The following is a 12850-nucleotide window of genomic DNA, read 5'->3' on the forward strand; positions in this document are numbered from 1 at the left end:
TTAAATTTATTTTTTCATTGCTTCTTCAAGTTTTGCAAAAAGGATGTAAAGACCAGGAATAATTACAAGTCCAAAAATGGTACCTATCAACATTCCTCCAGCAGCCGCAGTACCAATAGATCTGTTACCAATTGCACCGGCTCCAGAAGCAATACACAAAGGAATAAGTCCTGATATAAAAGCAAATGAAGTCATTAAAATAGGTCTAAAACGAAGTCTTGCGCCCTCGATTGCGGCTTCGGTAATGTCTTGACCTAACTTATTTTGAGCCATAGCAAATTCCACAATCAAAATGGCGTTTTTGGCCAGCAGTCCTATAAGCATGACTAAGGCAACCTGAGCATAAATGTTATTGTCTAACCCAACAGCGAGAAGTGCAAGATAAGAACCAAAAACACCCACAGGAAGCGACAGAAGTACCGGAAAGGGTAGTAGTAAACTTTCATACTGAGCCGCAAGCAATAAGTAAACAAACAATAAACATAAAGCAAAAATGTAAATCGTTTGATTTCCCGAGAGGATTTCCTCACGTGTCATACCAGACCATTCAAGCTCAAACTTTTGAGGGAGTTTTTCGGCTGCGAGTTTCTCTACAGCTGCAATTGCTTCTCCGGAACTGTAACCGGCAGCAGGTTCTCCGTTAATCATCGCGGACATATACATATTATAACGTGTAAGAACTTCTGGGCCATAAACACGTTCTAATTTTACAAATGTCGAAAACGGAACCATTTCGCCCGCATCATTTTTAAGATACATATCCAAAATACTTTCGGGATTTTTTCTAAACTGAGGTCCCGCTTGTACCATTACTTTATACATTTGAGAAAAACGAATAAAGTTTGTAGCATAAAAAGATCCCAACATCGTTTGTAGAGTAGACATTGCATTATCTACAGAAACTCCTTTTTTGGCAGCGAGATCATAATCAATATGTATTAAATACTGAGGGAAAGTAGCATCGAAACTGGTAAACGAATTTTGTATTTCAGGTGAAGCATTTAACTCTTTAATAAAGTTTTTGGTAACTTCATCAGTGTTACTAATTGGCCCTCCTGATTTATCAAGAAGACGCAATTCAAAACCACTAGTATTACCAAATCCAGGAACAGTTGGTGGCGCAAAAATTTCGATCTGAGCATCCGAAATACCTTTTGTTTTCTGAGTTAATTGTGTAATGAATTCATTAACAGATATGTTTCTGTCGCTCCAATCCTTCAAGTTAATCATTCCCATTCCATACGAAGCTCCAGCAATTTCAGTTACAATACTATAACCTGCAAGTGTCGTAACATTATCAACGCCTTCAATTTGTTTTGCAATGCGAGTAACCTCGTCAAGCACTTTTTCTGTTCGCTCTACAGTTGCACCTTGTGGCGTTGTAACACTAACATATACCATTCCCTGATCTTCTGACGGAATAAATCCTGATGGTAAAAATCGAGACGTTCCCCAAGTAAGAATACAGAATAAAACTAAAAGACCAACCGTAATAGAACTGCGATCAGCAAATTTTGAAAGAACTCTAATATATTTTGACGTGATATTATCAAACCATCTATTAAATCCATTAAAGAAACGATCTAAAAGTGACGTTTTCTTTTTGTTAGGATCGTGTGGTCTTAGCATAATAGCACATAGAGCAGGAGTAAGAGTAAGTGCATTAATACCAGAAATTACAATACTAATTGCCATTGTTAGTGAGAATTGCCTATAGAAAACCCCAACAGGACCGCTAAGGAAAGCAACAGGTATAAACACAGCAGCCATTACAATTGTAATTGCAATTACAGCACCTGTGATTTCTTTCATCGCACTTATAGTCGCGGGTAGAGGATCGAGGTGTTCTTCGGTAATTTTAACGTGTACAGCCTCGACTACTACAATGGCATTGTCGACGACAATTCCAATCGATAATACCAAGGCAAAAAGAGTCAACAGGTTTATAGAGAAACCCATCATCGACATGAAAGTAAACGAGCCAATTAAAGCTACGGGTACTGCCAATACAGGAATAAGTGTAGAACGCCAATCTTGCAGGAATATAAAAACAACAAAAGCTACAAGAAGAAAAGCTTCAATAAGTGTTTTTAAAACCTCGTCTATCGATGCATCAAGAAAACGAGAAACATCATAAGCAATATTGTAGTTCATTCCAGGAGGAAAAGACGTTCCTTTTAATTCCGCCATTTTTTCTTTTACGCTCGCAATTACTTCAGAAGCATTCGAGCCTGGTCTTTGTTTTAGCATGATTGAAGCCGAAGGTTTTCCATCAGTCTTCGAAACCATTCCGTAACTCATAGCTCCCAATTCTATTTTTGAGATATCTTTCAATTTCAGAATTGTACCATCAGAATTGGCTCTAATTGGTATTTCTTCATATTGTTTAGGTTCAAAAAATTTCCCGCCATATTTTATTACATATTGTAATTGGCTGTCCAGTTGTCCGGAACCTTCACCAACTTTACCCGGCGCGGCAGAAATGTTTTGTTTTTGCAACGAACTAATTACTTCGTTTGCTGCGATGTTGTACGAAAGCATTTTTTGAGGGTCAAGCCATACTCGCATCGAGTACTCTTTTTGTCCCATAATTTCGGCACGACCTACACCATCAATACGCTTTAATTCCTGAAGAATATTAATATCAGTAAAATTGAAAATAAACTGTTCGTCCTGAATTTTATCTGTACTCGTAACGTTGAGGTACATCAACATACTGTTAACCTCTTTTTCAGTAGTTACACCGGCACGAATTACCTCTTCAGGAAGTTCGTCAAGTATTGTTGTTACACGGTTTTGTACGTTAACAGCAGCCAAATCAGGATCGGTTCCAACTTCAAAGAAAACCTGAATTAAGGTTAAACCATCATTTGAAGTTACGGTTGACATGTATGTCATTCCAGGAACACCATTTATGGCTCTTTCTAACGGGAGCGCGACGGCGTTGGCGGAAACCTCTGCGTTGGCTCCTGTATATTTGGCTGTAACAGTTACAGATGGCGGAACAATATCTGGAAATTGGGTTATGGGAAGCTGGAACAATGCCAGTAATCCCAAAAGAACTATCATAACCGAAATGATTAATGACAATATTTTTCTTTTGATAAATAACTCTATCATTATAATTTTTTTAGATCAATAATTAAATAACTGTTTTACAAGTTTAAAACCTATATCTGTTTGATGTTGATTTTGTCGCCGTCTCTCAATGATTGTGTACCTTCCTGTACAATTAGGTCATCGTTTTTTAGACCATCGTTTAAAATATAAACATCATCAAGAGTACTTTCAATTGTAATATTGGTCATTTTAACTACTCCATCTTTTTTTACCAGAAATACATATTGTTTATCCTGAATAGAAAAAACAGCTTTCTGAGGAATTAAAATCGCATTGATTTTAGGTTCTGAAATAATTAGTTTTCCAGAAGTTCCATGTTTTATAAACCCTTGCGGATTGTGAAATTTTGCTTTGTATTGAATAGAGCCTGTTTGTCTGTCAATTTCTCCATCGGCAGTTCTTAGTTCACCTTTTTGATCGTACACCATTCCGTTGGGTAAAACCAGTTTAATATCGCCTTGATTATTTAAGGTTTTGTCTTCCATCATTTGGAAATAAGTATTCTCTGGAATCGAGAAATAAGCATAAACGTCGTCTAGTTGAGAAACGGTTGTTAGTAACGACCCATTTTCTACTAAACTTCCTTCTTTAAACGGAATTCTGTCTACAGTTCCGTCAAATGGTGCGCGGATTGTGGTAAAACTAATTTGTTGGTTGATTGCTTTTCTTTCAGCGGCAGCGTGAGCTAATTTTGCAGAAGCAGCATCATTTTTTGCTTTAGATAATTCTAATTCTTTATCTGCAATTACTTTTTTATTAAAAAGAGTTTGAGCCTGTTCCAATTCTACAGTTGTGATTCTTAAGTCGGCTTTTGCGCTTTTGTAAACAGCTTCGGCTTTTAAAAGTTGAATTTGAAGTTCTACATCGCTTATTTTAAATAAGATTTGGCCTTTTTTTACTTTCTGTCCTTCGCTTACATAAACTTTTTCAAGTAATCCGGGAATTCTAACATGAATTTCTACATTGTTTTTAGCGTGAACATCAGCAACAAATTTGCTCGAAACTATGGTGTCTTTTAAAGTAACTTTATAAACGGGAAGTGTTTTTATATTGTGGGAATCCTTTTTGGATTTATCGCCACACGAGACTAAAACGAATAGGGATAAAGCGAATAATAGGAATTTATTTTTATGAATATTCATAATGAGGTTTTAAAATTTTGAATAAATAGATTTGCTCCCTAAATATTGAATACTGGGAGTTTGAGTTTGGATTTTGTTTCTGATAACAATCAGAATAAAAAATAATAATGCATTCGGATAATTCATTTTGAGTGAAGTACCGTTTTAGAAGATGTTTTTATGACAAGGTCAATTCATGTAGTATAGGGCACATGAAAGTTTTCTCAGAGATTATCTGAAAATAATAAAAACAGCAAAAAATTGTAATCTAGAAAAGTTGGTACAAATGCAAGTAAGTGTGCCTTTGAACCTGGTATAGCGAAGCTATACCATATATTAAGCTTTTTTTATAAAGCTTGAAGTTTATTAAGTTGCTAAAATACGGAGCTTTGATTGTACTTTGTTCTAAAGTAGTCGCTCTGGCTTTTATTTTCTTTTTGATTTTGTAATGTATCTCTAAATTTTTAGAGGAAGAAAAATCTGAAGAATGAACTAGTAAATCGTCAGCTGCAACGCTATCTAGAACAATGCAACTGCTAAAATGTAAAGGTTGCTGATATGTTTCGGTGCCTTTAAAAAAAGAAAGCAGCGATAGTAAAAGGATATATATGAACTTGGTAGGTTTCATTTACAGTACAGCAGGATTAAATAGGTTATCATAAAAACAAAACTTGTAATTATTGATAACGCGCCAAATATAGTAATTGAGAAATTATTGAATCTTAAATTTTCTTTAAAAAAAGGTTTCGAAAGCGATTATTAGTAGATTGATTTGTAAAAAGCATTAGAAGTGTTTTTTAAAATTTGATAAACGAGACCTGTTTTATAGTATTAGTTCTTATTCAGAGAAAAATCTAATTTAGAAGTATAATTGTTCTGGAGAGTTCTGTGTAATTAGAAATTAGATCTGCATAAGTGATGTAGGTTCGCTCTAATTGAACTTGCTTTGTTTTGGCATATGACATTCATTTTTGAGCTTGACGTTTTATATTTGAAAGTAGTGTAGAAAAACCTTTGAGGTATAAAATGACGAAACCCTCAACAAAAGTTAAGGGTTTCGAGTTCTGCGGAGAAAGAGGCTCCGCCACCTGTATCGAAAGCACCAGTAAACACTGGGTGTCATATTATGTCAAAAAATGCAGGGTACTAATAGGGCACTCTTAAAATTCTTAGGTTATTTTAACCTCTGTAAATGTAGGAAAAAAAATCGAGAAATAGCTGGGAAATTTCAAGAAAATGGTGATGTGATTATTAGAGTTTGAAAAAAAAATTGTTCGTTTTGTTATTGATTCGTGGTGGTTTACTTTTAAAGCTTCTTTTTTGGAAGAAGTGCCAATAAGCTTGATCGCTTTTGGAAAAACATACATACATATAAAACATATGTTTTATTTATGTACAAATTTCGGATTGTTGACAATTATCTGTAATATGTTTATTTAAAGATTTTAAACAACTTTAAAGTTATGGTTCGAGTCCTGTTCCCGCAGTTACTAAAAAGATACATATCCTTAAATTACATATAAAATACTTGTTTTTACATTATAATCATAATTACGAGAGATATTTCCGAGCGGGAAGCATTCAAATATCTAACCAGTTTATTGAAGATTTTTATAGTATTATTGCATGTACATCTTAAAAGTTTATATAAAAAAATATATTTCCAATTAATTAATCTTGCTGAATTTTGGTAGCTTCGTTTAATAAAAAAGCAAAGGATTATTTTAGCATGTAGTGACCTTATAGATTCAGAGAAAGGTAAGCGGGTGGCAGGATTACATGCCTATTCCTTAATTCGTTGATTTTATTGGTGTTCTCAAGTACTCTTCCAAAAAGGGTAGCCGAATAGGTCTCATTTATAATGACTTACCTTGTAGCCCTTTGTAGCCTTGATCAATTTAATTGCAGTCAGTCAATGTACTTTAATATCAGTAAAGATATTAAAAATGTCATTATGATACAACAAATAATAATCCTTGTTGTGAAATTATTAAGGCTGAATTTAAAGATGGTTTTGTATTTGGAAAATTTGTGCTTAACCGAAAGATGCCTCATCTTTAACTCTTGCAGAAATATTAATTGATTCAATACTAGAAAAAGGTGTGCTTAAAGATCTACCAATTGTTGGTTCTTTAATTGGAATTTGTAAAACTGGCATTGTTGTAAATGATTAAAGGTTTCTAAATAAAATGATGTTTTTCCTTAAAGAATCATCTATTTTGTCAGAAAGTAATTGAAAAAAAATATTGAAGATTTAGAAGACAGCGAATATCAATCAGAAGTAGGTGAAAAATTAATTGCTATTATTGATAAATTAGAAACTGGTTCTAAAGCTAAACTTCTTGGAGAAACATTAGCTCTTTTCGCTAATAAAATTATAACAAAAGATGAATTTTGGAGAGTAAGATTTATTATTGAAAGATTACCAATGTCGGATATAATTGCGCTAAAAAATTGGAAGAATATTTAAATATAGTTGAAGGTATTGATCTGTATAAATTGTTGATCCATCTTCTCTACTTAATACAAATTCAATTGTTCTTACCATTATTCAGAATTCGAACTATTTACTAAAGGATTTGAAAATTTTAAATGAATTATTTAAGGAATATTAACCTTTAGTTTGTTAATAATAATTCTCGCTTTTAAGTTTTCCTCTAATTTACTTCCGTTTGCTTTTTCGTATGTTTGTAAATTGTTCCAATAATTTTTTAACGTCTAAAAATAACTTCATAACTAATTAGAAATTCTAATATAAAAATAGTTATTTTATATTAGAAAAAAGAATTAATGAATTGTGTAGGAGAAATTAAAAAAATGCTCTAAAATAAATGATTGCAAAAAAACGTTTTGTATGAAACTAGAAGTCCAAATAAAAGACAACAAAATATATGCACCACTTAAAGACCAATGGTTGGTTTTAAAGCCAGAAGAAAAAGTTCGTCAAGAATACATTTGTCGTTTAGTAAATAATTACGGGTTTTCAATAGAGCAAATGGCACAAGAAGTGCAGGTTACCAATGGGCAACGTGGACAGGGACGTGCTGTAGCTGATGTTGTCATTTGGAAAAATGAAGAAGATAAGTTAGCTGGGAAAAATGCTGTGATAGTTGTAGGGTGCAAAGCTGACCATATTACGGTGCATGAAGACGATTATTTTCAAGGATATAATTATGCTTCTTGGGCTGGAGCAGAATTCTTTGTAATGACAAATCAAAAAGAAACAAGAATCTTTAAAGTTGTAAAAGGAAACATTTCTAGGTGTCTAGAGGAAATCGTTAATATACCATCTGCTAAAGAGATAAAGAGCGATAAAGAAATTGAAAAGTTATTGAACCAAACCAAAGCTTTTACACGAGATGAGTTTTCAAAACTACTTTTTAAATGTCATAACATCATTCGTAATAATGACAAATTATCTCCGGAAGCTGCTTTTGACGAAATTTCAAAAATCCTATTCATCAAAATTAGATATGAAAGAGCCAATTCTGAAAATCAAATATTTTCAGAAAAAGCCTTTAAACAAGAGAAAGCAAATTCCGAAAAAGACAGGCCAAAAGATAGAAAAGACTTTTATCAATTTTTGTTCGAACAAACCAAAGAAGACTTTAAAGATGATGATTTATTCGAACCATCTGAAATACTAAGAATCAGAGAAAATAGCTTTGAAGCTATAATAAAAGAATTAGAAATCTACAATCTTTCCACAACTTCTGATGATGTTAAAGGAATTGCCTTTGAACAGTTCTTAGGGAGAACATTCAGAGGAGAATTAGGACAGTTTTTTACCCCTCGCACGATAGTGGATTTCATGGTAGATGTTTTAGATCCACAAGAGGGAGAAACGGTTTGTGACCCTTGTTGTGGATCTGGAGGGTTTTTAATCAAAGCTTTTGAATTTGTTCGAGCTAAAATTGAAGTCGAAATTCATTTAGCTAAAGAGGAGATTAAAAAACAATACTATACCGAAGAATATGAAAAAGCATCTGAAAAAATTAAGCTTAGTATTGATGATAAGGTCAGTGATTTATTTTCAAAACTCAATGCCGAATTAGACATAAATAATTCTAAAAGTAGATTACGTGTATTAAGTTACGATTGTATATTTGGTACAGATGCAAATCCACGTATGAGTCGTACAGCTAAAATGAATATGATTATGCATGGAGATGGTCACGGTGGTGTACATCATAACGATGGTCTATTGAATGTTAACGGAATATTTGAAAACCGTTTTGATGTGATATTGACGAATCCACCTTTTGGAGCACGTGTAGAAAAATCATTGAAAATTACTGAAGCTGACAAATATTCTGATACTGAACGTATTGAAAAATACAAGGAACGTTATGGTACTGCTTATGATAAAGCCTTAGAGCAAGTAAACAAAAATATTGGTAAATCACTCTTAAGCTTATATAAAACAGGGACAATGAGTTCACTTACTGAAGTCTTATTCATCGAAAGGTGCTTAAATTTGTTAAAGCCGGGAGGTAGAATGGGAATAGTCTTGCCAGAAGGGGTTTTAAACAATGCTAACTTGCAAAAGATACGAGATTTTGTGGAGAGTAAAGCAAAGATTATTTTGATTATTTCAATTCCCCAAGATGTGTTTATTGCTAGTGGGGCAACAGTAAAGCCAAGTTTGTTATTCTTTAGGAAGTTTACTGAAGAGGAAACCAGAGAGTACCAAAACATTACTAAAAATGTTGAAAAAAAAATTGTAACTAAATACAAACTACAATTGACAGATTTAAGTAGTAAAATTGCTTTAAAAGGGGATAAAGCTCGAACAGCTGATCAGAAAGAGTTATTGAAAGCAGAAGTTAAAGATATAGAAGAGAAAATGGCAAATGAAATTAAAGTTTCAATTAAAGAAAGTTTTAATTACAAAATACCAATTGCCCAAGTTGAAAAAGCTGGTATTAGCAGTACGGGAGCTAAAATTGAAAATGAGTTACAACCACTGGCAGAAGAATTTAAGCTATACCGCAACGATAATAAATTATGGAGTACAAAGTTCACAGATATAACATACAAGGTAATTGATGAGATAATCTATCGTATTCCGATTGCCGAAAATATTGATATGCTAGCTGAACCTGAAATTTTTTATAATTAGTGATGATGAGTAATAGTAATTTATACTTGCATTTCATTGATTTTGTTAAACTCAGTGAATGGAGTGTTCAAGGATTACTTCATTCAAATTTTAATTACACAAATAAATTTGAACTAGCAAAAATTGGTGATTTTCTTCTAAAAAGTCGTGATACTATTTCAATTGAAGATAATATAGACTATAAACGTATAACTGTCAAGATTAATAACAATGGCGTTATATTGAGGGATATTGAGAAAGGTGTTAATATAGGCACAAAAAAGCAGTTTAAAGTAAAGAAAGGGCAATTTATACTTTCTAAAATAGATGCTAGAAATGGGGCTTTTGGTATAATACCCGATAATTTAGATGGAGCTATTGTAACTAATGATTTTCCAATATTTAATATTGATTCGTCAAGAATAAATCCTCATTTTTTATTGTTAATTACGACAACACAAGCATTTATTAATTTTGCTCAAAGTTGTAGTAGTGGGACAACCAATAGACAGCGGATTAATGTTGAGATATTTTTGAATCAATTTATCCCACTTCCTTCTACTATAGAGCAACAAAAAATTGTAAATAATTATCAGGATAAAATTAAGCTAGCAGAAGATTTAGAAAAGCAAGCAGAAGATTTAGATCAAGAAATTGAAAAGTATTTTTTAGAGCAACTTGATTTGAACCAACTAAATGAGCGCTTGGAAACAAAAGGCTTGTTACTAATTGATTTTAAAGATGTGGAAAGATGGGATTATTTTTCGGGGGATTATGGCGTTAATATTCAGCTTAAAAAAAGTAAATATCCTTTAATTAAAATTGGAGAGAAATATAGTTTTGAAAAACGTTCATTTAATAAAAAAGCTTATCAGTATGAATCTTTTAAATATATTGAGATTGGAGCTATCGACGCAATTAAAGGAATAACTGAGATTAAAGATGTTAAAGTTTCTAAAGCACCTAGTAGGGCTACACAATTCGTTAAAACAGGAGATTTAATCATAGGGACAACCCGACCTTATTTAAAAAAATTTGCAATTGTAACAAAAGAAAATAATGATAATGTTTGTTCTTCTGGTTTTTCTGTAATTAGTAAATCTGATGACTATTATTTACCTTTTCTATTACAATTTTTAAGATGTTCTTATGGAGTTGAGCAATTAAGAAATAGAATGACTGGTGGCTTATATCCAGCAATTACGGAAAGTGAATTAAAAGAAATTAAAATTCCTTTTCCAAATTTTACGGAACAGAAAATAATTATGGAATTAGTAAACCAGAAAGAAACTGAGATTTTAAATAATAAAAATATTATCCAAAGTTTAATAAATCAAGCTACAGAGGAATTTGAACAAGCAATTTTTTATCAAATATGAAAATAAAAAGTGTGTATATACCAGATTTTTTAATCCTAAAAGATTTTAAAATCGTTTTTGAACATAATAAAGACTTAGCAGTCATTATTGGTGATAATGGTAGTGGTAAATCTACCCTCCTCGAAGTAATAGCTTATATTTTTGGCCATTTACACAAATATTTTGTTTTAGATGATAAAACTGCGGAATTTATTGATGGTTATGAAATTGAATTTACTTCAACATATAAATCGAAGGTATATGAAATCTATCTCAAAAGTATTTATATTAGTCAAAAAACGAACACTTTCAAACCAGTAATAAGAATTAATGGCAACGAAATGTCGATATCCCAAATTGAAAAAGAATTTGGAGGGTTTAGTAACTTTCTTCCGTCGAGGATTGGGGTTTACTATGCTGGAGAGGCTAAATTTTTACAAGCGTTAAGTGAACATTTTGAAAATAAATTTATTGATGACCTCATTAAAAAAGGGAATCCGTACACTTTAAATCCATTAAATTTGCCGAAGGAAAGACCTTTTTATTATGTAAAAGATATTTATTTAGGATTAATTTTGCTTTCACTTTTGGTAAATGCTGGTAAAAATAATGAAATTAAAAAATTATTATTAAAGTTATTGGGAGAAGTTGATATGGGAGGTATTGACACTATTATAACAATAAAAAAACCAATTTGGGCAAAAAGTGATAAAGATACACTATGGGGAATAAACTCAAATTTTGTAGAACAATTTGTACATAAGCTTAATGCTACTGCGAGTAAAGTTGACAATGAGAAGAAAGACACTATATTTTATACTTATTATGGAATCTTAGATCTTGTAAATTTATTTTCAGATTCAGAAGATAGTGACTATGCTTTTATGGTTCTCGATACCTTATTTTATAATGGTCTTTTAGAAAATATTTCAATAACATTAAAGAAGACTGATGGCACAGAAATAGATTCTGAAAGATTAAGTGAAGGGCAACGACAATTTATTGTTACAAGTGGTTTAAGCGCTTTATGGAAAGATCAAGAAAATAAATTATTTCTATATGATGAGCCTGATGTTTTTCTTCATCCTAAATGGCAACGTGAATTCATACCTTTTATTAAACCATATTTTCAGAATTCGTTTGCAATTTTGACTACTCATAACCCTTCGTTTATAAGTAGTTTAGATAATTCATTTGGTAGTCTATATCATTTTGCTGAAGGGAAGTTACATCAGCATAAATCTAAATATTACGGAAGAGATGTCAATGATGTGATAAGAGAAATTATGGGTGGGGAAATTAGGCCAGAATGGGCAGAAAAAAAGATTAATGAAGTTGATGGTTTGTTGGATGTTGATTATGAAAAAGGTCTGAAAAATTTTAATAAATTGAAAGAGTTATTGTCTTCAGATGATTCTGAAATAATTAGATTACAAACAAAGATTGATTTTTTAAAAGACTTTTAATGGAAAAAATCATAAAACTTGGGACAGATCCAGTTCCGTTAGATTCTTTCAAAAAAGCAAGGATTGATGAAGGTGGTGAATTTAGAGCTACAACTTATTTAGATTTTGTAAACCCTGAAAAAAATAGTTACAAAAAAGTACTCCTAGAAGAGCAATTTTATTTATGTGCATACTGTAATAAATTATTATCAGAAGAGAATTTACATCACTTAAAAATTGAACATTGGTATCCTCAATCCCTATGTAAAAAAGATGCCAATTATAAGACTATTAATGCGGCAGATATATTACATTCTAATATGTTGTTAGTTTGCAACGGTGAAAGTGTAAATCCAAAATATAGACATTGTGATTCTTCTAGAACGCCGAAAAAAATGTTAACAATTAAACCTCAAGATAGTGGGTATAGTTTTGATCTTTTTTTACGATATGAAGGTGGAAAGTTAATTTCTAGTGATCATGATATTAATATTGATATAAAAGAATTAAATCTTAATCATGAAGATTTAATGTATAAAAGAAGAATTGTTTTGGATCAATTTAGAAAAATTTTATTATCCCTTAATAGAAATTCTATTAATAAAGTAGCATTATTAAAAAAATATTCGAATCCAAATAGTGAAGGCAGAAAAGCTCAATATTGCACTTTGATCTTAAACGAAATTAAAAAGATCAAATAAAAAT

At 31.7% G+C, this 12850-nt stretch carries 8 protein-coding genes; 5 read left to right on the plus strand and 3 right to left on the minus strand.

Annotation, left to right across the window (positions count from 1 at the left end):
- Window positions 1-6 precede the first annotated feature (6 nt).
- From IW18_RS16760 to IW18_RS23415, 3 genes are all read right to left on the minus strand, one after another.
- On the minus strand, window positions 7-3120 hold the full coding sequence (locus IW18_RS16760; RefSeq protein ID WP_041519056.1) for an efflux RND transporter permease subunit: 3114 nt from the start codon (window positions 3118-3120) through the stop codon (window positions 7-9).
- Window positions 3121-3170: 50 nt separating this feature from the next.
- Window positions 3171-4262, minus strand: a complete 1092-nt coding sequence (locus IW18_RS16765) for an efflux RND transporter periplasmic adaptor subunit (protein WP_041519058.1) — start codon at window positions 4260-4262, stop codon at window positions 3171-3173.
- Between the two features lie 2014 nt (window positions 4263-6276).
- Window positions 6277-6399 carry a hypothetical protein gene (locus tag IW18_RS23415; RefSeq protein WP_262488174.1) on the minus strand — a complete coding sequence of 41 codons (123 nt, stop codon included), beginning with the start codon at window positions 6397-6399 and terminating at the stop codon, window positions 6277-6279.
- A 75-nt stretch (window positions 6400-6474) separates the two neighbouring features.
- On the opposite strand from IW18_RS23415, the gene IW18_RS16780 reads away from it, so the two are divergent.
- The 5 genes from IW18_RS16780 to IW18_RS16800 all read left to right on the plus strand — a co-directional run bounded on the left by IW18_RS16780 (window position 6475) and on the right by IW18_RS16800 (window position 12846).
- Window positions 6475-6711: a hypothetical protein gene (locus IW18_RS16780; protein ID WP_041519063.1), complete on the plus strand. Its 237-nt coding sequence runs from the start codon at window positions 6475-6477 to the stop codon at window positions 6709-6711.
- A gap of 384 nt (window positions 6712-7095) precedes the next feature.
- The gene (locus IW18_RS16785; RefSeq protein ID WP_052480207.1) at window positions 7096-9363 is read left to right on the plus strand and encodes an N-6 DNA methylase; all 2268 of its coding nucleotides are present in this window, start codon (window positions 7096-7098) and stop codon (window positions 9361-9363) included.
- A 5-nt stretch (window positions 9364-9368) separates the two neighbouring features.
- Entirely contained in the window at window positions 9369-10721 is a 1353-nt protein-coding gene (locus tag IW18_RS22735) for a restriction endonuclease subunit S (RefSeq protein WP_160113207.1), read from the plus strand.
- The gene (locus IW18_RS16795; RefSeq protein ID WP_041519065.1) at window positions 10718-12166 is read left to right on the plus strand and encodes an AAA family ATPase; all 1449 of its coding nucleotides are present in this window, start codon (window positions 10718-10720) and stop codon (window positions 12164-12166) included. The genes IW18_RS22735 and IW18_RS16795 overlap by 4 nt, the downstream gene beginning before the upstream one ends.
- Window positions 12166-12846 carry an HNH endonuclease family protein gene (locus IW18_RS16800; RefSeq protein ID WP_041519066.1) on the plus strand — a complete coding sequence of 227 codons (681 nt, stop codon included), beginning with the start codon at window positions 12166-12168 and terminating at the stop codon, window positions 12844-12846. The genes IW18_RS16795 and IW18_RS16800 overlap by 1 nt, the downstream gene beginning before the upstream one ends.
- The last annotated feature ends 4 nt before the right edge of the window (window positions 12847-12850 follow it).

The sequence above is a fragment of the Flavobacterium hibernum genome, assembly GCF_000832125.1.
Taxonomy (GTDB): domain Bacteria; phylum Bacteroidota; class Bacteroidia; order Flavobacteriales; family Flavobacteriaceae; genus Flavobacterium; species Flavobacterium hibernum.

What these genes read in the sequence shown, in the direction of transcription:
- IW18_RS23415 (WP_262488174.1), bottom strand. Translation starts at nt 6,399, where the DNA reads ATGCCAGTTTTACAAATTCCAATTAAAGAACCAACAATTGGTAGATCT.
- IW18_RS16795 (WP_041519065.1), top strand. Translation starts at nt 10,718, where the DNA reads ATGAAAATAAAAAGTGTGTATATACCAGATTTTTTAATCCTAAAAGAT.
- IW18_RS22735 (WP_160113207.1), top strand. Translation starts at nt 9,369, where the DNA reads ATGAGTAATAGTAATTTATACTTGCATTTCATTGATTTTGTTAAACTC.
- IW18_RS16765 (WP_041519058.1), bottom strand. Translation starts at nt 4,262, where the DNA reads ATGAATATTCATAAAAATAAATTCCTATTATTCGCTTTATCCCTATTC.
- IW18_RS16760 (WP_041519056.1), bottom strand. Translation starts at nt 3,120, where the DNA reads ATGATAGAGTTATTTATCAAAAGAAAAATATTGTCATTAATCATTTCG.
- IW18_RS16800 (WP_041519066.1), top strand. Translation starts at nt 12,166, where the DNA reads ATGGAAAAAATCATAAAACTTGGGACAGATCCAGTTCCGTTAGATTCT.
- IW18_RS16785 (WP_052480207.1), top strand. Translation starts at nt 7,096, where the DNA reads ATGAAACTAGAAGTCCAAATAAAAGACAACAAAATATATGCACCACTT.